The organism is Nonomuraea bangladeshensis, assembly GCF_039529455.1.
GTDB lineage: Bacteria > Actinomycetota > Actinomycetes > Streptosporangiales > Streptosporangiaceae > Nonomuraea > Nonomuraea bangladeshensis.
Map to the genome: position 1 here is coordinate 22,513 of NZ_BAAAMV010000018.1, position 24,260 is coordinate 46,772.

Here is a 24,260-nt window from a genome sequence, read left to right on the forward strand (position 1 = left end):
CCGCCGTCACTCCTTCACCATGATCTTGCTGAGCACCACGAAGCCGCCGAGCGCCCCCGCGGTGCCGGCGGCGGTCATGGTGGTGAGGTTGACCACGAGGTCATAGGTTCCGGGGGCGAGCTGGCCACGCATCGGGATCGAGGCGGTATATCGGCCCGACCCCGGGGTGAACGTCAATTCCACGGGCGGCGAGGGATGCCGGCTCTCGCCGCCGCCCAATAAGTCGGCGATGATCTCCAGCTGCCATCGGCCCTGCAACCAGTCGATGAGCTCACCCGACACCTCCCAGCTCACGTCCACGGTCCACCCCTCGCCGCATCTGACGACGGTCGTGGGCTGCGCGCCCGGATCGACAACCTGGCCGTGAAGGGCACCGGCCAGCTGCTCCGCCGGCACTTTCATCACTTGGAACTCTCCGGTCGCCATCTGCTCTCCTCTCCGGGTGAGGACCAGGTCCCCGTGTGAAGGAGCAGAGCGGCGGCACCGCCGCCCAGATACGCGTGCTTTTCGCGGCAGCGGCGGCGGTCAGGGGCGCAGGCGCACCAGGTCGCGGTCCAGGCCCTCGACGCCGGGCGCGCCGAGGAGCTGCAGGGTCCGTACGAGCTCGGCGCGCAGCAGGTCGAGCACCCGGGTCACGCCGGGCTCGCCGCCCGCCATCAGGCCGTACAGGTAGGCCCGGCCGACGAAGCAGGCCCGCGCGCCCAGAGCGACCGCCGCCGCGACGTCCGCGCCGGTGCGCACGCCGCCGTCCAGGAACACCTCGGTACGGTCGCCGACGGCGTCCACCACCTCCGGCAGCAGCTCCAGCGGGGTGGGGGAGCGGTCGAGCTGCCGGCCGCCGTGGTTGGACACGACCAGCCCGTCCACGCCCACGTCGGCCAGGTCCTTCGCGTCGTCCACCCGCTGCACGCCCTTGACCAGCAGCGGTCCCCGCCACGCCGACCGGATCCACTCCAGGTCGGCGACCGTCACGGACGGGTCGAACATCAGGTTCGTGATGCCCGCCAGGTCGCCGGGGGCGCCGTCCACCGTCGCGAAGCGCAGCGGCTCGCTGGTCAGGAAGTCGAACCACCACGCGGGGCGGGCCAGCGCCTGCAGCGCGCTGCGCCAGCGCAGGGCCGGCGGCACCGTGAGGCCGTGCCTGACGTCGCGCAGCCGTGACCCGGCGACCGGCACGTCCACGGTGACGACCAGCACGTCCATGCCCGCCTCGCGGGCCGTGGCCAGCATGTCCAGGGTGCGGGCGCGGTCGCGGACCACGTAGAGCTGGAACCAGTTCCAGCCGCCGGGGGCCGCCGCCGTCACCGCGGGAGCCGGGGTGGTGCCCATGGTGGACAGCGTGTAGGGGACGCCCGCCCGCTCCGCCGCCCTGGCCACGGCGCGCTCGCCCGCCCGGTGCATCATCCGGGTGAACCCGGTCGGGCCGAGCACCACCGGCATCGCGATCCTGCGGCCCAGGACCTCCACCGCCGTCGACGCCTCGGCCACGTCACGCAGCACCCTCGGCCGGAACTCCACCCGGTGGAACGCCTCCACCGACCTGACCATCGACCACTCGCCCTCGGCGGCGCCGTCCACGTAGTCGAACACCATGCGCGGGGCGCGCCTCCTGGCCAGCTCCCGCAGATCGCCGACGTCCGCCGCCGCGGCCACCCGTCCGGCCCGGGAGAGGCGGGGACGCCCGGGCAGCACGTCCCGCAGCTCCCGCCACCGCGGCAGCCGCCGCCGCTCCTCCGCACTCCCGTCAATACCCCGACGCTACCAAAACCCGAGATCACCCCCTATACCTTGATCGGGACCCGGCCACCTACGGCCACCCCCGCCCCTCCCGAGGGACCCGGCCATCTGCGGGCACCCCCTGCGCCTTGCGAGGGACCTCGGCCGTCTACGGGGACCTCCCGCCTCTCCGAAGGACCTCGGCCGTCTGCGGGCACTCCCGCCTCTGGGAGGAACCCCGGCTATCTGCGGGCACCCCCCGCGCCTCCCCAGGGGCCTCGGCCGTCTGCGGGCACCCCCCGCGCCTCCCCAGGGGCCTCGGCCGTCTGCGGGCACCCCCCGCGCCTCCCCAGGGGCCTCGGCCGTCTACGGTGGGGGCGTGAATGATCACCGTAGTGACGGCGGGCTCGTGGCGGCGTGGGTGCGGCTCGCCGGGGCGTCGGCCGCCGCCCTCGCCACCGGCGCCGAGCTCGTCGCCCGCTGGTCCGAGCCGCACCGCCGCTACCACGACCGCGCCCACCTGGCCGCCGTGCTCGCCGCCGTGGACGACCTGGCCGGTGACGCCGCCGACCCCGACGCGGTCCGCCTGGCCGCCTGGTTCCACGACGCCGTCTACGACGGCCACCCCGGCCGGGACGAGGAGCGCAGCGCCCAGCTCGCCCAGTCCAGGCTCCCGCGCTGTGGCGTCGCCCCGGCGGTGGTCGCCGAGGTGGCGAGGCTGGTCCGGCTGACCGCTGTCCACGACACCCTCGCCGACGGCGACGCGAACGGGGCCGTCCTGTGCGACGCCGACCTCGCCGTCCTGGGCGGCCCGGCCGACGGGTACGCCGGCTACGCGGCCGCCGTCCGCCGTGAGTACGCCCACGTCCCCGACGACCTGTTCAGGCTGGGCCGCGCCGACGTCCTGCGCCGCCTGCTGGCCACCCCCAGCCTCTACCGGACCGCCCGCGGCCGGGCGTTGTGGGAGGAACGGGCCCGCGCGAACATGACCGCCGAGCTCGCCTCACTCACCGCCCCTTGACGGCGTTCACCGTGGCAGGTGCCGCTTGCGGCGGCGCAGCCCCGCGGCGACCAGCCGGCGCAGCAGCTCCCGCGAGCTGACCGCCTCGGCCCCCAGCGACACCGCCCGCGCGTGCACGGTCTCGGGCACGTCGTAGTGGTCGCGGTCGAACGCCCGCTCCGGCACCCCCAGCAGCGCGGCGAAGTCGTGCAGCTCGTCCAGCGTGTGGTCGCTGACCAGATGCGACCACATGAGCCCGCGCGGCCCCGGCCAGTTGGGAGGATCGATGAGAACGGTCACGAGGACAAGGGTAGGACCCGCCCGCGCACCTCGATCTCCCCGAGGTCGGCGACGACGGTCCCGGCCCCGGCGGCGCGCAGCTCGTCCGTCTGCCCGCTCTCGCGTACGACCCCGACGACCAGCCCGAACGCGCCCTTGCCCGCCGCCTCCACGCCCGCGCGCGCGGCGTCCACCACCGCGACGCGGGCCGGCGGCAGCTCCAGGCGGCGCGCCGCCTCCAGGAACAGGGCGGGGTCGGGCTGGCCGGGGAGGCGCAGCTCGGCGGCGTCCGCGCCGTCGACGATCACGTCGAACAGGTGGGACAGGGCGGCGGCCCGCACCAGCCGGCGTCCGTGCAGGCTCGCCGACACGGCCGCCGTCCTGGCGCCGCGCCGCCGCAGCTCGTGCAGCAGCGCCACGGCGGAGGGGAACGCGGCCACGCCGTACGCGTCCACCTGGGCGAGGAACGTCCGGTCCTTGGCCAGCCCCAGCCCGTGCACGGTGGGGGCGCCCGGCTCGTCGTCCGGCGTGCCCTCGGGAAGCGTGATGCCGCGCGCGGCGAGGAACGTGCGGATCCCGTCGAGGCGGGGCCGCCCGTCCAGATGGCGCAGGTAGTCCTCACGGATGTCGAACGGCGCGGAGCGGCCGCGCAGGAAGGTGTCGAAGACGTGCTTCCAGGCGGCCGCGTGTCCCCGGGCGGTGTCGGTGACCGCGCCGTCGGCCCCGAAGGCGACGGCGCCGACCCGGGTGAGGTCGATGACGGGCGCGTCAACAGCAGCAGGCTCGCTCACATGGCGAACGTAGCCCGTCTACCAGGTCACGGGTAGCGTCTTGAGCCCGTAGACGATGGCGAGCTCCCTGAACGTCACCTCGCCCGCCACCTGGAGCGTCGGGAAGCGGCGCAGCAGGGCGGGGAAGGCGATGCGCATCTCCATCTGCGCCAGGGGCGCGCCGATGCAGCGGTGGATGCCGTGGCCGAAGGCCATGTGGGAGCCGTCACGGCCGGGCCGGATCTCGTCGGCGTCCGCGCCGAGCGCGCGCGGGTCGCGGTTGGCGCCGATGAGCGAGCACAGCACCATCTCGCCCTTCTTGATCGGTACGCCGTGCAGCTCCAGGTCGTCGCGGGCGAAGCGCGGGAAGGCCACCTGCACCACGGACATGTAGCGCAGCAGCTCCTCGACGACGTCGTTGACGTGGCCGTCGACCTCGCGCACCTTCGCGGCCTGCTCCGGGTGCTCAAGCAGCCAGAGCGTGCCGAGGGCGAGCATGCTGGTGCTGGTATCGTGGCCGCCGGTCAGCAGGCCGTCGGCCATGCTGGCGAGCGTGCGGTCGTCGAGCTCGTCGCCGTGCTCGCGCAGGAGCTGGCCGAGCAGGCCCTCGCCGGGGTTGAGCCGTTCCCTGGCGACCAGCTCGACGAGGTAGGCCATCGCGTCGTTGATCGCCTGCAGCGACGCCTCGGGCCCGGCGGTGAAGTCGAAGCGGTCCTTGCTGATCTTGACGAAGTCGGCCCGCTCCTCGTACGGGACGCCCAGCAGCTCGCACACCACCAGCGACGGGATCGGCAGCGCGAACTCCTCGAACAGGTCGACCGGCCTGCTCTCGGCGCCCTTGGCCTCGATGCGGTCGAGCGCCTCCTCGACCAGGGCCTCGATGCGCGGCTCCATCCTGCGCAGCCGCCGCACGGTGAACTCGGGGGTCAGGAACTTGCGCAGCCGGGTGTGCTCGGGCGGGTCACGGAAGCCCAGACCGCCCGGGTCCTCCTGGTTGGAGCCGAGGCCGATGACGCCCGCGAAGTCGTTGCTGAAGCGTTCGTGGTCGCCGAGCACCGTGCGGACGTCCTCCCAGCGGGTGACGAGGTACACGGTCTGGTCGCCTGGGATCTGCATGGGAAAGACCGGATGCTCGTTCCTGATGCGGCCGAGCTCGCCCACGGGGTCGAAGCCGTCGCGCATGAACTGGACGAGCGGGAACTCATTGTCTGCCATCGTGTCCGTCCTGCTGGGATATAGCGCACTATCTAGGGATAAATCCCTCGATAGATGGTCCCACCTGGAGAGCCTGCCGGGCCCCTCCGAAAGGACGAATTTACCCCTCACCCCGCCGGGCGACCTCCCGTTCGGCTCCGCCGTCCTCCGGCGGGCGGACCGGGACAGGGGAGGTGACCCTGGGAAAGCGGGGCAAACTGGGACGGCAGCCGGGGTTTGGCGTACAGATTGGCGACCTTCTGCGATGATCTCGTCGCATAGAGCCGGAGTTAACGCCCCCCACGGATAGTGACTGATGCCGACATTCGAGGAATTCACCGCCTTCGTCAACGAGAAACCGGTCGCCACCGCGGTCATCGCCCTGCTCAGCCTCCTCGGGCTGGCGCTCGCGTTCCTGGTGATCAGGGTCGCCTGGAGAGCCCTCGCCTGGCTGTTCGCCAGATACGTCGCCCCGCGCCCCATCGAGGACGTGCTGACCATCGTGGCCGCCTCCATCGCGACCGGCGTGTCGGCCCAGGGCATGTGGCGCTTCTCCGGCGACGTGCTGGGGCTGGACGGGCCGCTGCGGTTACTCCTGTTCGCCTTCATCGAGGTCGCCATCATCACCTCGGCCGTACGCGCCCGCCGCAACATGCGCGAGAACTTCTCCGCCGGCATCGACGGCATCGCCGTGTGGGCGCTGACCTGCCTGACCGCCGTCCTGTCGTCCATGGACGCGCGCAGCCTGCCCGAGGCCGTCTTCCGGCTCGCCGCGCCGCTGGTCGCCGCCTGGCTGTGGGAGCGCGGCATGGCCATCGAACGCCACCGCATCCGCGGCACCGGCCGCATCAACTGGCGGCTCACCCCCGAGCGGCTGCTCGTCCGGCTCGGCCTGGCCGAGGTCAGCGACCGCACGGCCAGCGAGGTGGACGCCCACCGCAGGCTCACCCGCGTCGCGCTGGCCGCCAAGAAGGCCAAGGCGCTGCGCGAGGCCGGCGCGCCGGAGCGCAAGATGCGCGCCGCCCTCGCCAGGCTCGACAAGGCGATGGACCAGGCCGTCGAGCACACCGGGCTGGCCGTCGACCCGGCCCGCCAGGAGGCCCTGCTGGCCCAGATCGCCGCGCTCTACAACACCAGCGCCCTCATCGACGCCGACCCGCGCGTGCCGTGGGAGCACGACGCCGAGCGGCACCCGGTGCCCGCCCGCCCGGCGCTGCCGCCCGCGCTGGCCGACCTCGTGGACGACGAGGACGAGGACGTCGAGGTGCTCGACACCACCCCGCAGGTGCTGTCCACGGCCGAGCGCGCCGCCCGGCAGCGGGCCGCCCGCGACTACTGGGACCGGCAGATCGCCAAGGGCATCGTGCCGCGGACCGTGGACATCGCCCAGGAGATCGGCATCTCGCTGGCCACCGCGCGCGAGTATCGTGCCCTGTGGAAGCTGGAGCCGCAGGCACACGCCCTCATCGAGGCGCTGTTCCAGCAGCACGGCATCGTGGACACGGGCGCCTTCCCCGCACTCGGGGCCGACGGGCGGGTGCTCGCCAAGCACTGAGCGGCGGCACCTGGGGGGCGGCACTTGCGCGAGCAGCGCACACTCGAACGCGTCAGGAAGCTCCTGGCCAAGGCCGAGCGCACCGACAACGAGCACGAGCGGGCCACGTTCATGGCGGCGGCCTCGGCGCTCATGGCCAAGCACGGCATCGACGCGCTGCCGCCGGGGGCCGACCGCGAGACGCCCGGCGACCGCGTCGTCACCCTGCCCGCACCCTGGGCGAGGGAGAAGGCCAGGCTCGTCAGCCTGGTCGCCCAGGCGGTGCGCTGCCGCCCGCTGCTCATCGGGCGCGGCGACGACGGCCAGCGCGTGCACGTCTTCGGCTTCGCCGCCGACCTGGAACGCGCCGACCTGCTGGCCACGTCCCTGCTGCTGCAGATGGCCTCGGGGCTGGCCCGCGTCCGGCCGCCCGGCGACGCCGTCTCGCCGCGCGCCTACCGGCGCTCCTGGCTGATCGGCTTCACCGACGAGGTCTACCGGCTGCTGTGCGCGGCCGAGGCGGGCGCCGAGTCCGACGCGGTGGCGGCCGGCACGGGGACCGCGCTCGTCCTCGCCGACCGCCGCGCCGAGGTGGAGCGCGCCGTGGCCGCGCACTACCCGCGCGTCAGGATGAGCGTCCCGCGCACCAGCGGCACCGGCTACCGCGACGGCGTCGCCGCCGCCCGCCACGCCGACCTCGGCCGCACCGGCATGGCGTCGCCCGCCGCCCGCGAGCTGACCTGACCCGGCCTGCCCTGTCCGGGTCGCGGGGTCGGCCGGCCGGCGATGCCCTGTTCCAGATCGCGGGGTCAGCCGGCCAGCGCGGCGGAGACCAGCGAACGGGCCTCCTCCTGGACCTTCGCCAGGTGGTCGGGGCCGCGGAAGGACTCGGCGTAGATCTTGTAGACGTCCTCGGTGCCGGACGGCCGGGCCGCGAACCAGGCGTGCTCGGTCGAGACCTTGACCCCGCCGAGCGCCGCGCCGTTGCCGGGAGCCGACGTCTGCACGGCGGTGATCTCCTCACCGGCCAGCGACGACGCCGTCACCTGCGCGGCCGACAGCTTGCCGAGCACCGCCTTCTCCTCGCGGGTGGCTGGGGCGTCCACCCGCGCGTACGCCGGCTCGCCGAAGCGCCCCACCAGATCGGCGTAGTGGGCGCTCGGCGACCTGCCGGTGACCGCCAGGATCTCGGAGGCGAGCAGCGCGAGGATGATGCCGTCCTTGTCGGTGGACCACACCGAGCCGTCCCTGCGCAGGAACGACGCCCCCGCGCTCTCCTCGCCGCCGAAGCCGAGCGAGCCGTCCAGCAGCCCCGGCACGAACCACTTGAAGCCCACCGGCACCTCGTACAGCCGCCGGCCCAGGGACTCGGCGACCCGGTCGATGATGCCGCTGCTCACCATGGTCTTGCCGACCCCGGCGTCGGCCGGCCAGCCGTCGCGGTGGGCGTAGAGGTAGGAGATGGCGACCGCGAGGTAGTGGTTGGGGTTCATCAGGCCGCCGTCGGGGGTGACGACGCCGTGGCGGTCGGCGTCGGCGTCGTTGCCCGTGGCGATGTCGTAGCGGTCGCGGCCGGAGATGAGCGAGGCCATCGCGTACGGCGACGAGCAGTCCATCCGGATCTTGCCGTCCCAGTCGAGCGTCATGAACCGCCACGTCGGGTCCACCAGCGGGTTGACCACGGTCAGGTCGAGCCGGTGCCGCTCGGCGATCTCCCCCCAGTAGGCCACGCTCGCCCCGCCCAGCGGGTCGGCCCCGATGCGCACCCCGGCCGCCCTGATCGCGTCGAGGTCGAGCACGGAGGGCAGGTCGTCCACGTACGTGCCGAGGAAGTCGTACCGGCCGGCCCGCTCCAGGGCCCGGGTGTAGGGCACCCGCCTGACCTCCTTGAGCCCGTCGGCCAGCAGCCGGTTGGCGCGGTCCTGGATCCAGCCGGTGGCGTCGGTGCCGGCGGGGCCGCCGTTCGGCGGGTTGTACTTGAACCCGCCGTCGGCCGGCGGGTTGTGCGACGGCGTGACCACGACCCCGTCGGCGAGCCCGGAGGTGCGCCCCTGGTTGTGGCGCAGGATGGCGTGCGAGACGGCGGGCGTCGGCGTGTAGCCGTCGCGCGTGTCGATGAGCACGTCCACGTCGTTGGCCGCGAACACCTCCAGCGCCGACACCCGCGCGGGCTCCGACAGCGCGTGCGTGTCGATGCCCAGGAACAGCGGCCCGTCGGTGCCCTGCTCGCGGCGGTATTCGCAGATGGCCTGACTGGTGGCCAGGATGTGGCCCTCGTTGAAGGCCGCGCCGAGCGCCGACCCCCGGTGCCCCGAGGTGCCGAACGAGACCCGCTGCCCGGCCTGGTCAGGATCGGGACGCAGGGCGTAGTAGGACGTCACCAGCCGGGGGACGTCGACCAGGTCGGCGGGCTGAGCGGGCTGTCCGGCGCGTTCGTGGGTCATGCAGGCCACTTTACAAACGGGGCCCGGCGCGGCGGGTGACCGAGTCGGGGTGTGCGAAGTACATTCACGTCAGCAACCAGAATGGAGTTCTGTTCGATGCGTTACGGGTACTTCCTCAACGAGCCCACGGGCGCCGACCCCATCGGCGGCCTCCGCGACCAGATCACCCAGGCCGCCGAGGACGGCTTCAGCTCGGCCTGGCTGTCCCACATCTTCGGCCTCGACGCGATCACCGCCCTGGTCGCGGCCGGCGTGCAGGCGCCGCCCCTGGAGCTCGGCACCGCCGTGGTGCCCACCTACCCCCGCCACCCGGCCGCGCTGGCCCAGCAGGCCATGACCGCCAACGCCGCGCTCGGCGGCCGCTTCGCGCTCGGCCTCGGGCTGTCGCACCAGATCGTCATCGAGAACATGTTCGGCTACAGCTTCGAGCGGCCCGGCCGGCACATGAAGGAATATCTGGACGTCCTCGTGCCGGCCAGCCGCGGCGAGCACGTCCGCTACCAGGGCGAGACGCTGAAGGCCGACATCAAACTGAGCACCCCCGGCGCCGGCTTCCCCGTGCTGGTGGCCGCGCTCGGCCCGCGCATGCTCAAGATGGCCGGCACCGTCGCCGACGGCACCGTCCTGTGGATGACCGGCCCGAAGACCGTCGCCGAGCACATCGTGCCGACCATCAGGGCCGCCGCGGCCGAGGCGGGGAGGGAGGAGCCGCGCGTCGTGTGCGCGCTGCCCGTCTGCGTCACCGACGACCCCGAGGGCGCCGTCGCCCGCGCCAACGAGGTCTTCAAGATCTACGGGCAGCTGCCCTCTTACCGCGCCATGCTCGACCGGGAGGGCGCGGCGAACCCCGGCGACATCGCCCTCGTGGGCGACGAGAAGACCGTCCTGGCCAAGCTCGAAGAGCTGGAGCGGGCCGGGGTCACCGACTTCGTCGGCTCCGTCTTCGCCGAGCGGGAACGCACGCGGAGCCTGCTGACCGGCGCGGCGAAGGGCTGAGGCGGGAGAGATCCCCCTAGCTTGGGCAAGGTGAAGTTTGGCAAGGTGAAGGGCGTGCTGCAGGGCATAGACGTGTCGAACTGGCAGGGCTCGGTCAACTGGCCCGGTCACGCCGAGGCGGGCGTGGCGTTCGCCTTCGCCAAGGCGACCGAGGGCGGCGACTGGACCGACAAGTGGTTCGCGCGCAACTGGAACGGCATGCGGGAGAGCTGGCTCGTCTGCGGCGCGTACCACTTCGCCCGCCCCAAGGGCGACCCCGTCCAGCACGCCCGCCACTTCCTGGCCACGATCAGGTCGGCCGGCGGGCTGCGCCGCGGCGACCTGATCGCGCTCGACCTGGAGACCGGCGACGGCCTGCGCCCCGAGCAGGTCGCGCGCTACGCCCGCCGCTGGTGCCACCACGTCGAGCGCAGCACCGGCGTGCGCCCCTTCATCTACACCTTCCACTCCTTCGCCAACTCCGGGCACTGCGCCGGCCTCGGCGAACATCCCCTCTGGATCGCCGGCCCCGAACACGCCCGCGGCCGCCCCGCCGTCCCGAGGCCCTGGAACGACTGGACCATCCACCAGTACGCCCAGAGCCCCGTGGACCGCAACGTCTTCCACGGCACCCGGAAGGACCTGACAAAGCTGGGGTTTCACCCGCGATAGCATCGTTGTTCGTCACCGAAGCAGCCCCGGTGCCGGGCGCCGGGCGCGCGACCTCAAGGAGTCACCGTGTCAGCCGAGCTACACATCACCCTCGCCGGAGCCGAGCGTGTGGTGGCGGCCGGCACGACGGCCGGCGCCGCGCTGGAGGCCGACGGCCGCACGGTCATCGCGGCCAAGGTCAACGGCGAGGCCCGCGACCTGGCCCACGAGCTCGCCGACGGTGACGTGGTCGAGCCGATCGAGGTCTCCAGCGAAGAGGGCAGGGCGATCGTCCGCCACTCCACCGCGCACGTCATGGCGCAGGCGGTGCAGGAGCTGTTCCCCGAGGCCAAGCTGGGCATCGGGCCGCCCGTCGACAACGGCTTCTACTACGACTTCGACGTCGCCCAGGCGTTCAACCCCGACGACCTCAAGCGCATCGAGAAGCGCATGCGCGAGATCGTCAAGGAGGGGCAGCTGTTCTCCCGCCGGCCGGTCGGCGACGACGAGGCGCGGGCCGAGCTGGCCGGCGAGCCCTACAAGCTGGAGCTCATCGGGCTCAAGGGCGGCGCGGCCGACGAGGAGTCGGTCGAGGTCGGCGCGGGACAGCTCACCATCTACGACAACCTCGACGCCAAGAGCGGCGAGCTGCGCTGGAAGGACCTCTGCCGCGGCCCGCACGTGCCGTCCACCCGGTCCATCCCGGCCTTCAAGCTCATGCGCTCGGGCGGCGCCTACTGGCGGGGCAGCGAGAAGAACCCGCAGCTCCAGCGCATCTACGGCACCGCTTGGGAGTCCCGCGACAAGCAGGACGAATACCTCAAGCTGCTGGAGGAGGCCGAGAAGCGCGACCACCGCAAGCTGGGCGCCGAGCTCGACCTGTTCAGCTTCCCGCCCGAGCTGGGCAGCGGCCTGCCGATCTTCCACCCCAAGGGCGGCATCATCCGCAAGGAGATGGAAGACTACATGCGCCGGCGGCAGGCCGAGGCGGGCTACGAGTTCGTCAACACGCCGCACATCACCAAGTCGTCGCTGTTCGAGACCTCCGGCCACCTGCCGTGGTACGCCGACGACATGTTCCCGGCCTTCGAGCTGGAGGGCGTCGAATACCGCGTCAAGCCGATGAACTGCCCGATGCACAACCTCATCTTCCGTGCGCGTGGCCGTTCCTACCGTGAGCTGCCGCTGCGGCTGTGCGAGTTCGGCTCCGTCTACCGCTACGAGAAGTCCGGCGTCGTCCACGGCCTCACCCGGGTGCGCGGCATGACGCAGGACGACGCGCACATCTACACCACCCGCGAGCAGATGGCCGAGGAGATCCAGTCGCTGCTGCGGTTCGTGCTGAGCGTGCTGCGCGACTTCGGGCTGGAGGACTTCTACCTGGAGCTGTCCACCCGCGACGACTCCGAGAAGTTCATCGGCGACCCGGCCGAGTGGGAGGAGGCCACCGAGGCGCTGCGCCAGGTGGCCACCGAGTCGGGGCTCACGCTCAAGGACGACCCGGGCGGCGCGGCCTTCTACGGCCCGAAGATCTCCGTCCAGGCCAAGGACGCCATCGGCCGCACCTGGCAGCTGTCCACCATCCAGCTCGACCTCAACCAGCCCAAGCGGTTCGGGCTCGAATACCAGGCGGCCGACGGCTCCCGGCAGACGCCCGTCATGATCCACCGGGCGCTGTTCGGCTCCGTCGAGCGCTTCCTCGGCGTGCTCACCGAGCACTACGCCGGCGCCTTCCCGCCCTGGCTCGCGCCGGTGCAGGTGGTGGGCATCCCGATCGCCGAGGCCCACGTCCCCTACCTGCAGGACGTCGCCAAGAAGCTGCGCGAGCACGGCATCCGGGTCGAGGTCGACACGGCCGACGACCGCATGCAGAAGAAGATCCGCAACGCGCAGAAGGCCAAGGTGCCGTTCATGCTGCTGGCCGGCGACGACGACATCGCGAGCGGCGCGGTCTCCTTCCGCTACCGCAGCGGCGAGCAGAACAACGGCGTGCCGGTCGAGCAGGCGATCACCGAGATCGTCCGCGCGGTGGAGCAGCGCGTCCAGGTCTGACACTCAGGCGGCTGAGCTGACGGACGGGGGGCGGAGCCAGGCGGCTCCGCCCCCCGTCCGTGCTCGTCACCTGGGGAACAGGCGGAAGGTCACGGCGGGCCGGCCGCCGAAGCGCCCGGCCGCCTCCCGCGCCTGGCCTTCGATGAGGTCGCGGGCGTACTTCTCCGGGTCCTCGTCGGTCAGCGCCTCGATGTAGGCGCGGTGCGCCAGGAGCGAGCGCACGCCCCGCTCCAGGCCGTCGGTGACGTCCACGGCGTGGGTGGGCGTGTCGGTGCCGGCGACGGCGACCCAGCGCACGCCGTTCCACGGCTCGGCGTCGGTGTCGGGGAAGATCCACCGGTTGCCGGCGTCCCCGGCCGCGTCCAGCACGGCCCTGCCGACCGCCCGATGGTCCGGGGTGTTCCAGTACGTGCCGCCCCACGTGTCGTCCGGGTTGAGCGTGATCACCAGCTCGGGGCGGTGCCGGCGGATCGCGGCGGCCAGGTCGCGGCGCAGGGCGACGCCGTACTCGATGACCCCGTCAGGGTGGCCGAGGAACTCCACCTCGCGCACGCCCACCACGGCGGCGCCCGCCAGTTCCTCCCGCTCGCGCAGCGGCCCGCTCTCGGCGGGGTCCAGGGTGTCGATGCCCGCCTCGCCGCTGCTGACCATCACGTACGTGACCTCGCGGCCGGCGTCGGTCCAGACGGCCACGGCGGCGGCGCAGCCGTACTCCAGGTCGTCGGGGTGGGCGACGATGGCCAGGGCACGCCGCCAGTCGCCGGGCATGGGCTCAAGCTGATCGTTCGTGGTCATCCCCACACCCTAGGGCGGTGCGGCCCGGCGGTGCTCCGCGCGAGCGGCCTTGAGACCCGGTCCGCCCGGGGTCCTATGCTGCTAGTTATGCACGATCAGGCAGGGGCCGGGGCCCCGGACAACTTCGACCGTCTCTGGACCCCGCATCGGATGGCGTACATCAAGGGTGAGAACAAGCCGACGGGCACCGGCCCCGGCGACGGGTGCCCGTTCGACGCCATCCCCGAGATGAGCGACGAGGACGGCCTGGTCGTGGCCCGGGGGGAGAGCGTCTACGCGGTGCTCAACCTCTATCCGTACAACTCCGGCCACCTCATGGTGGTGCCCTACCGGCACGTCTCCGACTACGACGAGCTGACCCCCGCCGAGCTGGTGGAGCTGGGCGAGTTCACCCAGAAGGCGCTGCGCGCGCTGCGCAAGGCCAGCGGCGCCCAGGGCTTCAACGTGGGCATGAACCTCGGCCACGTCGCCGGCGCGGGCATCGCCGCCCACCTGCACCAGCACGTGGTGCCCCGGTGGGGCGGCGACACCAACTTCATGCCGGTCGTCGCCCAGACGAAGGTGCTGCCGCAGCTACTTCGCGACACCCGCCAGCTGCTCGCCGACGCCTGGGGCTGATTCCTCCCGCCGCACCAGCACCCCGATGCCGGTGGCCAGCAGCAGCGGCACCGCCAGGGCCAGCGCCATGGACAGCACCGCCGCCCCTGAGTCGTTGACCAGCATGCCGACCACGCCGGCGACCATCGTGCCGATGAGCCCGGCCCGCAGCGCGGGCGAGTGCTCGAAGGCCGCCGGCACCACCCCGGCCGAGGCCTGGTCGGGGCGCAGGATCGCGTACACCAGGAAGGCCACGGCCACGATCACGATCGGCATGAGGTTGGGGCTGAGCAGCGTGGCCAGCATCGCCTGCAGCTTGCGCCAGATGACGTCGAACGCCTCGCCGGTCAGCACCTGGCCGACGAACCGGCCCAGATGGGTCTGCTCGTTCGGCGGCTTCAGATAGTTGAGCCAGGCGAACGTCATGACGATCACCCCGCCGGCCACGCAGAACAGCCCCAGCTTCACCAGCGACACCCGCTTGCCCGTCAGCACGAGCGCGGTCACCGCGATGCCCGGCACGAACGCGATCACGCCGCCGAAGTCGCTGCCCAGCCCCGACCCGCCGAGCACCATGGCCCCCGCCCCGAGGCCGACGATCGCGGCCAGCCCGATCCGGCCCGGCCAGCGGTGCGCGATCGCGGTGGTGGTGAGCAGGGTGCCGGTGGCGAACAGCGCGAACGGGATGTTGCCGAGCCCGAAGTAGCGGGCGCCCTGCTCGGCGCTGTAGCCCATGAAGCTGTTGAGCTGGAGCGTGGTGCCGGTCAGCAGGTCGCCGGCGAGCGTGAGCGCCGTGACCCCGGCCACCACCGCCAGCGGGCCGAGCGGGCGCCTGCGCCACGGCCCGCCCAGCGCCAGCGCGACGATCACCGCCCACCAGGCCAGCATCCAGCCGAACAGCTCCAGATGCGTGCTCCACGGCAGCAGGTTGACCAGGAACGTGGTGACCGGCAGCGCCGCGAGGCCCACCGCCGCCATCCGCACCAGGGGCAGCCGCCTGCGGCGGCGCAGCAGCACGAACGCCAGCACGTAGAACAGCACCTGCAGGACGGCCAGCGTGGTGAAGTACTGGCCCTTGGCCGAGCGCATCGTCTGCGCGGTCGCGTCGGCGCGGGCCATCGCCTCGATCGTCGCGCCGCCCTCGCCCGCCCGCATCGGCACGCCCACCACGGTGGCGGGCACGGGCACGCCCAGCTCGGTCAGCACGGTGGCGGTCAGGTCGGGCAGGATCGAGATGTCGTCGCGGTGGGTGGAGGCGGCGCCGAGCAGCCGGCCCTCCACGCCGGGGGCGCGCAGGGCGGCCACCCGCAGGTGAGGCACCGAGCCGTGGTCGGAGAGCCCGGCGAGCAGCACCGTCGTGCCGGCGGGCAGGGCCGCCAGCAGCGCGCCGGCCTTGGCGTCCGCCAGCCGCGCCGCCTCGCGCCGCCGGGCGGGGGCGAGCTGCTCGGGCGTCGCGGGCAGACGGTCGCCGGTGAGGTAGGGGCTCACGAGGTCGTCGACGTCCATGACGGTCAGCCGGCACCGTTCGAGGTCGCCGGCGGCGAGCTGCGCGGGGGAGGCGTGGTAGCGCGGGACCCGGCCCTCGCGGTCGGCGAGCGCGAGCGCCGCGCCGGGACCGATCGCGAGCGAGCACTGCCCGGCCGCCTTCAGCGCCTCGCCCAGGTTGCCGGCCTCGCGGTTGCCCGCCACGTCGATGAGGTAGCGGTAGCCGGGGATGACCGCGCCCTCGCCCCGCTGCTCGGGGGCCGGGGGCGCGCCGCAGCCGTAGCCGGCCGCCGACCTGGTGCCCGCCGAGACGGTCAGCCAGCCGTCATAGGGGCAGGTCACGTTGCCGACCGTGCGGACCGACAGGGAGCCGATCGCGCTCGATCCGGCCAGCGCCCACAGGTGGGGGGTGTCGGCGGGGCTGAGGTCGTTCCAGTGCAGCGCGGGCACCCCGATCAACGCCACCCGCTGCGCGGCGGCGGGGGGCGCCGCGGCGGCGGCCGGCCCTTGGCCGGTCAAGAGCTGGCCGGCCAGTACGGCCAGCACGATCAGCGCGCGCCTCACCTCGAAGACCTCCCGCGACTCGGTTGGGGCGTCGTGCCACCGGCGCACGAGGGGCCGGTGGAGGCCGCGCCGTCGGACGCGACTACCCTCTCATGCCGCGACCCCACCGCGAGCCGGTTACGCGCACGCGGGATCAAGCACGCGGCACCAGGTCGGAGGCGGGGTCGTGCGGGCGGGCCAGGCCGCCGGACGCGGGCACCGGGGTCAGCCAGTGACGATGACGGTCGTCGCGGCCGTGAGTGACGGCGTCGTACGCGTCCGCGAGCTTCTCCGTGACCGGCCCGGGGCCGCCGAGCTCGCGCCCGTCCACGGCGCTGACGTGCACGACCCCGGCGCCGGTGCCGCACAGGAGGATCTCGTCGGCGGCGTACAGGTCGGTCCGCATCAGGTCCTGGCGGACGGCGGGGACGCCCAGGTCGGCGGCGAGCCGTTCGAGGGTGTCCTGGGTGATGCCGTCGAGCGCCCCCGCGCCGGGCGGCGGTGTGAGCAGCCGCCCGTCGCGCACCACGAAGAGGTTGGCGCCGGTGCACTCGCTGACGTACCCGGCGGCGTTGAGCAGCACGGCCTCGTCGTAGCCGGCGGCCATGGCCTCGTCCTTGGCGAGGACGGAGTTGAGGTAGGGGCCGGTGGCCTTGGCCGCGACCGGGACGACCCGGTGGTCGTTGCGCCGCCAGGAGCTGGTCATGAGCCGCACGCCCGAGGTGCCGAGCAGCGGCGGCCACTCCCAGGTCGCGACGGAGACGACGGTCGGGCACCGGCGCGCGGCGATGCCCATCTCGCCGTGGCCCCGGTGGGCCAGGTGCCTGATGTAGCAGGCGGCGTGGCCGTTGGCGGCGACGGTCTCCAGGGTGGCGGCGCGCAGCTCGTCCACCGAGTACGGCAGCGCGAGCCCGATCATCCGCGCGCTGCGCACGAGCCGCGCCAGGTGCTCCTCCAGCCGGAACACCGCCGGCCCGTCCGGCGTCGGGAACACCCGGGTGCCCTCGAAGACGGCGGTGCCGTAGTGCAGGGCATGCGTCAGCACGTGCACGCGGGCCTCACCCCAGGGGACCAGCTCCCCGTCCATCCAGATGTACGTGGCTTCGCGCACTGTGCCCACCCTCTTCCTCATTGGCCGCAAGTTTGCGGGATATATGGGCCAATCGGCTGACAAGTGGCACAGTAGCGGGATACTAGTGGCATGGGAAGGGATGACAACCTCGTCACACTCGTCCGCGACCGGCTGCGCCTGCACCGGGGCACCCCCAGCCGCAGGCTCGCCGGCGCGCTGGCCGACCTGGCGCAGACCGGCGCCCTGGCCCCCGGCGACCGCCTGCCCTCCGAGCGCGACCTGGCCCAGGCGGTCGGCGTCAGCCGGGGCACGGTGGCGGCCGCGTTCAACGCCCTGTGCGAGGAGGGGCTGTGCGAGCGGCGGCACGGGAGCGGCACGTACGTGCTGGGCACGCCCTCGTTCGGCGGCCTGCTGAAGGGCGAGGCGGTGGTGGCCGACCTGTCCACCTCGGTCGTGCCCGATCCGTCCCACCTGGTCGTGCCCCCGCTCGACCCGGCCGCGCTGCTGCGCTCGCCGAGCGGCCACGGCTACGACGCCATGGGCGACCCCCGGCTGCGGGCGCTGCTGCGCGGGGGCGCGGCCGGCGCCTGGCCGGAGGGCGGGGGAGAGGTCCTGGTCACGGCCGGGGCGCAGCAGGGCATCGACCTGGCCGCGCGGGTGCTGCTGCGTCCCGGCGAGCGGGTCCTGGTCGGCGATCCCGCGTACGGGGGCGCGCTCAGCGTGTTCCGGCGCGCGGGGGCGATCGCCGTGCCCGTCGACCTGACCGCGCCCGCCGCCGTGGCGGACGCGCTCGCCCGGCACCGGCCCGCCGCCGTGTACGTCGTCGCCGTCGAGAACCCCACGGGCGCGCTGCCCGACCTGCGGCCCGCCGCCGAGCTGGCCGCCGCGGCGGACGTGCCGCTCGTCGAGGACCGCACCCTGGCCGCCCTCGTGCACGACGGCGCGCCGCCGCCCGCGCCGCTGGCCCCGCTGCATCCGTACGGGACGGTGACGGTCGGCTCCCTGTCCAAGGTGCTGTGGGGCGGGCTGCGGGTGGGCTGGCTGTCCGCGCCCGAGCCGCTGCTGGCTCGCCTGGTGGACGCCAAGCTGGACGCCGACCTGGCGACCAGCGCGGTGGCCCAGCGGCTGGCGGCCGACCTCCTCGACCACAACCCGCCAGGCCCGTGGCTCGCCGAGCTGGCCCGGCGCCGCGACCACTTCACGGCGGCCCTGGCCGCCCGGCTGCCCGAGTGGACGTGGGAGCGGCCGGCGGGCGGGCTGTCGGTGTGGGCGCGGCTGCCCGGCACGGACACCGACCGGTTCGCGGCGGCGGCCAGGGAGGAGGGGGTGGCGGTGGCGCCCGGCTCGCTGTTCTCGCCGGACGGCCGGCACCGCGACCGCCTGCGGCTCAGCTTCGCCCTCCCGCCGGCCCTCCTGGACCAGGCGGTCGAGGGCCTGACCCGCGCCTGGACCTCCGGCCACGGCGACTGAGCGGCCCCGGCCGGTCGTGCCGCCACGGCGGTTGAGCGGCCCCCCGCCGGTCGTGGCCGGGCATGGCGGTTGAGCGGCCCCTCAACAGTGGGGGCCGGGCCGTCAGGTGAGGTCGAGGACGGCCTTGCCGTGCAGGCGGCGCTCCAGCAGCGCGCTCACGGCCTCGCCGGCCCGGTCCCAGCCGCCGCGCCACGCCACGTGCGGGTCGAGGACGCCGTCGGCGACGCGCGCGGCCAGCCACGTCAGGTCCGCTTCCAGCGGCTGCCCGTCCAGCAGGTAGAAGGTGACGATCGAGCGCCCGTGCCGCCCGTCGTTGCCGTAGAACGCGCCGGGCGGGAAGACCTCGGGCTCCTCGGCGGAGTGGCCGACCGAGACCAGCGTCCCGTGCGGCGCCAGCTTCATGAAGCCCTGCACGAGCTGCGGCCCGCCCACGCAGTCCACGACCCCGTCGAGCGCCCCGGAGGCCAGCTCGGGGGCGGCGACCACCTCGTGCGCGCCCAGCGCCCGCAATCCGTCCCCATGAGCGTGCGGGTCGCCGGTGGAGGCCACGACGTACGCGCCGCCGAGCGCGGCGAGCCGCACCGCGTACCGGCCGACGCCGCCCGTGGCCCCCGTGACCAGCACGCGCCGGCCGAGCAGCGGCCCGATCACGCGCAGGGCGCGCAGCGCGCTGGCCCCCGCGACCGGGACGGTGCTGATCGCGCCGAGGTCGGCCCCCTCGGGCACGACGCCGAGCGCGCGGGTGTCCACGGCCCGCAGCTCGGCCCAGCCGCCGTCGCCGCCGAGGGTGACGACCGGCGTGCCGGCGGCGGGACCGGAGCCGTCGGCGGCCGGCCGCTCGACCACCCCGGCGGCGTCCCAGCCGATCACCGCGCCGTCCGGCGCGCCGGCCAGGCCGTGCCTGACCTCGCCGTAGTTGAGCGAGACGGCACTGACTCTGACCAGGGCCTCGTGCGGGCCGGGCACGGGATCGGCGGTCTCGCCGAGACGCAGGCCGGAGGCGGTGGAGTGGTCGACGAGCAAGGCACGCATGCGAGATCTCCTCGTGGAGCGAACGGGTGTCCGAGCCATTTATGCCACTGAGTGGCATAAGCCTGCAAGTGGCATTCGCCCCTGCTACACTCTCCGCGTGACCCTGCGCGAACGCAAGAAACTCCGGACCCGGCAGTCCCTGATCGACACGGCGCTGGAGCAGTTCACCCGCCGCGGCTTCGACGGCGTCACGCTGGACGAGCTGTGCGAGGCGGTGGAGGTGTCCAAGCGCACCTTCTTCCGCACCTTCGCCAGCAAGGAGGACGTCGCGATGGCGCCCGCGCAGGACCTGTGGACGCTCTTCCTCGCCGAGATGGAGTCCGCGGAGCCCGGCGGCCGGACGCTGCTGGAGACAGGGCGGGACACGTTGCTGGCGGCGCTGGAGCGCGCCGCGCAGGAGGAGGGCTGGGGCCGGCGGATGACGCTGGCGTACGCGCTCGCCCAGCGCACGCCCTCGATGGACGCCCACAACCGGCACTTCTGCGAGAGCACCACGCGCAGCGCACTCGACATCCTGTGGCGGCGGTTCGGCCTCGGCGGCCCGGACGACCCTCGACCCCGCCTGGCGATCGACATGCTGGTCGCGGCGTTCCATGTCGCGATGGCGGGCTGGGCCGACGGCCCCGAGCCCGACCCCGCCGACCTGGCCGCCCGGCTCCGCGACGCGGTGGCGGCCCTGCCCGCCGCCCTCGCCCTGGTCCCGGGCGAGGGCGGCGCGACGGGCGTCAGCTCACCTTGACGCTCGTCGCCTTGCTCTCGTGCTGGAGCCGGTCGAGCGAGGTGACCAGATAGGTGCCGGCGGCCTTGGCCGTGTAGGACGGGGTGGTGACGACGGCGACCAGGCTGCGGGCGTCGGTCTCGTGGCAGGCCTCGCCGGACTTCGGCACCTGGTAGACCGCGTAGGCGCGGGCCCCCTGCGAGGGCGTCCACGACAGAGTGGTGCCCGCGGCCTTGACGTCCGCCGGCTTGGGCGGCGCCTGCCCGTCGAGGTCCTTCATGATCGGCAGCAGCGCCGGGCGGCTGTAGAACTCCTTGACGACGCGGTCCATCGCGCCCAGCGGGTTGGCCAGCAGGTTCTTCGCGCTGAAGTAGACGTCGCCCTTGACCTCGGGGTACTTGCGGTTGAGCGTCAGGTGCGCGGCCAGCTCGCCCGGCCTGGACCACGACTGGTCCTCGCCGACCCGGTAGAGCGCCTGGCCGATGTAGAGGTGCACGCCAGTGCCCTTGACCGCGCCCGCCCACCAGGGCAGCAGCACGCGGTAGTCGGCCGCCTTGAAGCCGCGCGGCCAGTAGAGCTGCGGCATGACGTAGTCGACCGAGCCGGCCTTGATCCAGGCGAGTGCGTCGGCGTAGATCGAGTCGTAGGCCGACATGCCGGAGGTGTTGGACCCGGACGGGTCCTGCGCCTTGTTGCGCCAGATGCCGAACGGGCTGATGCCGAACTTCACGTAGCTCTTGCGCTCGTGGACCGACTTGTCCACCTCGGCGACGAGCTTGTCGACGTTGGCGCGCCGCCAGTCGGCCAGGCTCTTGCCCTTGCCGTACTTGGCGAAGGCGGCCTTGTCGTCGAACTGCCCGCCCTCGCCCGGATAGGGGTAGAAGTAGTCGTCGAAGTGCACGCCGTCGACGTCGTAACGGCTGACGACGTCGTCCACCACCTTGACGACGTGCTCGCGCACCTTGGGCAGGCCCGGGTTGTAGTAGAGGCGGCCGCCGTACTTGACGACCCAGCCGGGGTGCTGCCTGGCGGGGTGGTTGGCCGGGAGCTGCGAGACGTCCGACTCGTACGCCGCCCGGTAGGGATTGAACCAGGCGTGGAACTCGAGGTTGCGCTTGTGCGCCTCGTCGATGAGGAACGGCAGCGGGTCCCAGCCGGGATCCTTGCCCGCGACGCCGGTGAGGAACTTGGACCAGGGCTCCAGCGACGACTTGTAGATCGCGTCGGAAGCGGGCCTGACCTGCACGAAGACCGCGTTGAGATTGCGCTTGGCGGCGGTGTCGAGGATCTTGACGTATTCGGCCTTCTGGCGGGCCTGCGACAGACCGGCCTTGGACGGCCAGTCGAGGTTGGTGGTGGTCGCGATCCAGAGTCCGCGCAACTGGCGCTTGGGGTAGCGCGGGTCGGCCTTGCAGGCGGCGGCCGCCGCGGTGGCCGCGGTGGTGGCGGTGGTCGTCTTCTTCTTGCTCGCGGCGGGGCTCTCTCCGGCTCCTGGGCCGAACAGGTAGGCGGCCGTGGTGGTGGCGACGGCGAGAGCGGCGGCGGCCAAAAGTGGGCGTCCAGTACGCATAGTGCCACCCAGTCTGGCAGCCCGACGCCGGTGATCAGGCCAAAAGAGCGAAATGAAACCGTGATGCTTCTGTGATTATTTGTTATGGCTGGGCCGGGAGGGACCTGATCCGGCCCTCCCGGCTCCACGGTTCAGAGTGGATCAGCCGGCCGCGGCCATCTTGTTCGCCAGGTTCGGCGGCAGGGGCTCGTAGCGCAGGAACGAGCGCGTGAAGGTGCCCGTGCCATGGGACATCGACCGCAGGTCGATCGCGTACCTCGTGATCTCCAGCTCGGGCACCTCGGCCCGCACCAGCGTGCGCCCGGTGCCGACGGGCTCGGTGCCGAGCACCCGCCCGCGCCGCGACGACAGATCGGACATCACCGAGCCGACGTAGTCGTCGGCCACCAGCACCGACAGCTCGTCCACCGGCTCCAGCAGCAGCGTCGGCACCTTCGACGCGGCCTCCTTCAGCGCGAGCTGGCCGGCGATCTGGAAGGCCATGTCGGAGGAGTCGACCGAGTGGGCCTTGCCGTCGTACAGCGTGACCCGCACGTCCACCATCGGGTAGCCGGCCACGACGCCGCGCTCCATCTGGGCGCGCACGCCCTTCTCCACCGACGGGATGAACTGCCGCGGCACCACGCCGCCGACGATCTTGTCCACGAACTCGAACCCGCCGCCGGAGGGCAGCGGCTCGACCTCGATGTGGCAGATGGCGTACTGGCCGTGACCGCCGGTCTGCTTGACGTTGCGGCCCATCGCCTGGCACCTGCCGCCGAACGTCTCGCGCAGCGGCACCCGCAGGTCGACCCGCTCGACCTCGACGCCGTAGCGCTTGGACAGGCGGTCGAGCAGCACGTCGGTGTGCGCCTCGCCCATGCACCACAGCACGAGCTGCTTGGTCTCGGCGTTGTTCTCCAGCCGCAGCGTGGGGTCCTCGGCGACCAGCCGGGAGAGCGCCTGCGCCAGCTTGTCCTCGTCGGCCTTGGACCTGGCCCTGATCGCCACCGGCAGCAGCGGGTCGGGCATCGTCCAGGACGTCATCAGCAGCGGCCGCTCGACGTCGGAGATGGTGTCGCCGGTCTCGGCCCGGCCGAGCTTGGCCACCGCCACGATGTCGCCGGCCACGCCCTTGGGGATCGGGCGTTGATGCTTGCCCAGGGGGCAGGACAGCGTGCCGATGCGCTCGTCCACGTCGTGGTCCTCGTGCCCGCGGTCGGCCAGGCCGTGCCCCGAGACGTGCACCGTCATGTCGGGGCGCAGCGTGCCGGAGAAGACGCGGACGAGGCTGATGCGGCCGACGTACGGGTCGCTGGTGGTCTTGACGACCTCGGCCACCAGAGGGCCGTCGGGGTCGCAGGTGACGCCCTGCACCGGCTTGCCGGACAGGTCGGTGATCTCCGGCATCGGGTGTTCCAGCGGCGAGGGGAAGCCCTGGGTGATGACCTCCAGCACCTCGTGCGTGCCGACGCCGAGCCCGCTGCACACGACCGGGTAGAAGCTGCCGCGCTCCACGGCCTTCTCCAGGTCCTCGATGAGGACCTTGACGTCGATCGGCTCGCCCGCGAGGTAGCGGTCCATGAGCGACTCGTCCTCGCTCTCCTGGATGATCCCCTCGATGAGGCTGCCGCGGTGCTCCTCGATCTGCGCCTCGTACCCGGCGCCGGGCTCCTTCTCGGTACGGGCGCCGGTCGCGTAGTTGTAGAACTTCTGCGTCAGCAGCCCGATCAGCCCGTTGACGTGGCCGTTGGTGATGACCGGCAGGTAGAGGGGCGCGACGCCGTCGCCGAAGGTCTCCTGGCAGGCGGCGAGCGCCTCCTCGAAGTTCGCGCGCTGGTGGTCGATCTTGGTGATGACGACCGCGCGGGGCATGCCGACCTGGGAGCACTCCTCCCAGAGCATCTGGGTGAGCCCGTCGATCCCGTCGGAGGCCGACACGACGAACAGCGCGGCGTCGGCCGCGCGCAGCCCGGCCCGCAGGTCGCCCACGAAGTCGGCGTAACCGGGCGTGTCGATGAGGTTGATCTTGATGCCGTTGTGCGTCAGCGGGGCCACGGCCAGGTTGACCGAGCGCTGCTGCCTGACCTCGACCTCGTCGAAGTCGCTGACCGTGTTGCCGTCCTCCACGCGCCCCGGGCGCTGGACGGTGCCCGTGGCGGCCAGCAGCTGCTCGACGAGGGTCGTCTTGCCCGCTCCCGAGTGGCCGACCAGCACGACATTGCGTATCGCATCAGCCCGGTCGGCCGAGGGTGCCCTGCCCGCGGCTCCCACGGCGCTGCCTGAGCTCTTCTCCGCCACATCAGCCTCCCGCGCGTCGAACTCCGTCCCGGATCGCGCCCGCGGAATGTGCTGGAAACCGCATGGACGCGGTGTGTTCACCA

Annotated in this window: 21 protein-coding genes; 9 read left to right on the forward strand and 12 right to left on the reverse strand. The window is 73.1% G+C overall.

Annotated elements, in window-relative coordinates; all coding sequences use genetic code 11:
• Positions 1-6: 6 nt before the first annotated feature.
• A complete protein-coding gene (locus tag ABD292_RS43845) occupies positions 7-426 on the reverse strand; it encodes a hypothetical protein (protein WP_344218411.1) in 420 nt (139 codons plus the stop codon).
• A gap of 99 nt (positions 427-525) precedes the next feature.
• Entirely contained in the window at positions 526-1,692 is a 1,167-nt protein-coding gene (locus ABD292_RS43850; protein ID WP_344218413.1) for an alpha-hydroxy acid oxidase, read from the reverse strand.
• Between the two features lie 403 nt (positions 1,693-2,095).
• Here ABD292_RS43850 and ABD292_RS43855 point away from each other — a divergent pair, with 403 nt between their 5' ends.
• The gene (locus ABD292_RS43855; RefSeq protein ID WP_344218415.1) at positions 2,096-2,737 is read left to right on the forward strand and encodes an HD domain-containing protein; all 642 of its coding nucleotides are present in this window, start codon (positions 2,096-2,098) and stop codon (positions 2,735-2,737) included.
• Positions 2,738-2,743: 6 nt separating this feature from the next.
• On the opposite strand, the gene ABD292_RS43860 is transcribed toward ABD292_RS43855, so the two are convergent.
• From ABD292_RS43860 to ABD292_RS43870, 3 genes are read right to left on the reverse strand one after another with little or no spacing between them, the layout of a single operon-like run.
• A complete protein-coding gene (locus ABD292_RS43860) occupies positions 2,744-3,016 on the reverse strand; it encodes a DUF4031 domain-containing protein (protein WP_329574786.1) in 273 nt (90 codons plus the stop codon).
• Positions 3,013-3,786: an HAD family hydrolase gene (locus ABD292_RS43865; RefSeq protein WP_344218418.1), complete on the reverse strand. Its 774-nt coding sequence runs from the start codon at positions 3,784-3,786 to the stop codon at positions 3,013-3,015. Before ABD292_RS43865 ends, ABD292_RS43860 begins: the two co-directional genes overlap by 4 nt.
• A gap of 18 nt (positions 3,787-3,804) precedes the next feature.
• Complete coding sequence (locus ABD292_RS43870; protein ID WP_344218420.1) at positions 3,805-4,980, reverse strand: cytochrome P450; 1,176 nt, start codon at positions 4,978-4,980, stop codon at positions 3,805-3,807.
• A gap of 295 nt (positions 4,981-5,275) precedes the next feature.
• Between ABD292_RS43870 and ABD292_RS43875 the strand changes: the two genes are divergently transcribed.
• On the forward strand, positions 5,276-6,514 hold the full coding sequence (locus ABD292_RS43875) for a hypothetical protein (RefSeq protein ID WP_344218422.1): 1,239 nt from the start codon (positions 5,276-5,278) through the stop codon (positions 6,512-6,514).
• A 24-nt stretch (positions 6,515-6,538) separates the two neighbouring features.
• Positions 6,539-7,237 (forward strand): DUF2786 domain-containing protein, encoded by a 699-nt coding sequence (locus tag ABD292_RS43880; RefSeq protein WP_344218424.1) that lies wholly within the window; start codon positions 6,539-6,541, stop codon positions 7,235-7,237.
• A 65-nt stretch (positions 7,238-7,302) separates the two neighbouring features.
• Here the strand turns inward: ABD292_RS43880 and pgm are convergent, their stop codons facing one another.
• The gene (gene pgm / locus ABD292_RS43885; RefSeq protein ID WP_344218426.1) at positions 7,303-8,937 is read right to left on the reverse strand and encodes a phosphoglucomutase (alpha-D-glucose-1,6-bisphosphate-dependent); all 1,635 of its coding nucleotides are present in this window, start codon (positions 8,935-8,937) and stop codon (positions 7,303-7,305) included.
• Between the two features lie 96 nt (positions 8,938-9,033).
• Between pgm and ABD292_RS43890 the strand changes: the two genes are divergently transcribed.
• The 3 genes from ABD292_RS43890 (at position 9,034) to thrS (ending at position 12,615) form a co-directional block, all read left to right on the forward strand.
• Positions 9,034-9,933, forward strand: a complete 900-nt coding sequence (locus tag ABD292_RS43890; RefSeq protein ID WP_344218428.1) for a TIGR03564 family F420-dependent LLM class oxidoreductase — start codon at positions 9,034-9,036, stop codon at positions 9,931-9,933.
• A gap of 30 nt (positions 9,934-9,963) precedes the next feature.
• Complete coding sequence (locus ABD292_RS43895; protein WP_344218430.1) at positions 9,964-10,584, forward strand: glycoside hydrolase family 25 protein; 621 nt, start codon at positions 9,964-9,966, stop codon at positions 10,582-10,584.
• 66 nt (positions 10,585-10,650) lie between these two features.
• Positions 10,651-12,615 (forward strand): threonine--tRNA ligase, encoded by a 1,965-nt coding sequence (thrS, locus tag ABD292_RS43900; RefSeq protein ID WP_344218432.1) that lies wholly within the window; start codon positions 10,651-10,653, stop codon positions 12,613-12,615.
• 66 nt (positions 12,616-12,681) lie between these two features.
• On the opposite strand, the gene ABD292_RS43905 is transcribed toward thrS, so the two are convergent.
• Positions 12,682-13,410 carry a PIG-L deacetylase family protein gene (locus tag ABD292_RS43905; protein WP_344218434.1) on the reverse strand — a complete coding sequence of 243 codons (729 nt, stop codon included), beginning with the start codon at positions 13,408-13,410 and terminating at the stop codon, positions 12,682-12,684.
• Between the two features lie 87 nt (positions 13,411-13,497).
• Here ABD292_RS43905 and ABD292_RS43910 point away from each other — a divergent pair, with 87 nt between their 5' ends.
• Complete coding sequence (locus ABD292_RS43910) at positions 13,498-14,028, forward strand: HIT family protein (RefSeq protein WP_344218436.1); 531 nt, start codon at positions 13,498-13,500, stop codon at positions 14,026-14,028.
• On the opposite strand, the gene ABD292_RS43915 is transcribed toward ABD292_RS43910, so the two are convergent.
• Positions 13,984-16,056, reverse strand: coding sequence for a hypothetical protein (locus ABD292_RS43915; protein ID WP_344218438.1), 2,073 nt, complete (start codon positions 16,054-16,056; stop codon positions 13,984-13,986). The genes ABD292_RS43910 and ABD292_RS43915 overlap by 45 nt on opposite strands.
• 133 nt (positions 16,057-16,189) lie before the next feature.
• Positions 16,190-17,146: a branched-chain amino acid transaminase gene (locus tag ABD292_RS43920; protein WP_344218440.1), complete on the reverse strand. Its 957-nt coding sequence runs from the start codon at positions 17,144-17,146 to the stop codon at positions 16,190-16,192.
• 90 nt (positions 17,147-17,236) lie between these two features.
• On the opposite strand from ABD292_RS43920, the gene ABD292_RS43925 reads away from it, so the two are divergent.
• Positions 17,237-18,577, forward strand: coding sequence for an aminotransferase-like domain-containing protein (locus ABD292_RS43925; protein ID WP_344218442.1), 1,341 nt, complete (start codon positions 17,237-17,239; stop codon positions 18,575-18,577).
• A 102-nt stretch (positions 18,578-18,679) separates the two neighbouring features.
• Here ABD292_RS43925 and ABD292_RS43930 read toward each other — a convergent pair whose 3' ends face one another.
• Positions 18,680-19,609, reverse strand: a complete 930-nt coding sequence (locus tag ABD292_RS43930; protein ID WP_344218444.1) for a zinc-binding dehydrogenase — start codon at positions 19,607-19,609, stop codon at positions 18,680-18,682.
• A 97-nt stretch (positions 19,610-19,706) separates the two neighbouring features.
• On the opposite strand from ABD292_RS43930, the gene ABD292_RS43935 reads away from it, so the two are divergent.
• Positions 19,707-20,348 carry a TetR/AcrR family transcriptional regulator gene (locus ABD292_RS43935; RefSeq protein WP_344218446.1) on the forward strand — a complete coding sequence of 214 codons (642 nt, stop codon included), beginning with the start codon at positions 19,707-19,709 and terminating at the stop codon, positions 20,346-20,348.
• Here ABD292_RS43935 and ABD292_RS43940 read toward each other — a convergent pair.
• Entirely contained in the window at positions 20,335-21,897 is a 1,563-nt protein-coding gene (locus tag ABD292_RS43940; protein WP_344218448.1) for a glycoside hydrolase family 10-like protein, read from the reverse strand. The two genes, ABD292_RS43935 and ABD292_RS43940, sit on opposite strands and share 14 nt — an antisense overlap.
• Before the next feature lie 141 nt (positions 21,898-22,038).
• Positions 22,039-24,177 (reverse strand): elongation factor G-like protein EF-G2, encoded by a 2,139-nt coding sequence (locus ABD292_RS43945; protein WP_344218450.1) that lies wholly within the window; start codon positions 24,175-24,177, stop codon positions 22,039-22,041.
• Between the last annotated feature and the right edge of the window lie 83 nt (positions 24,178-24,260).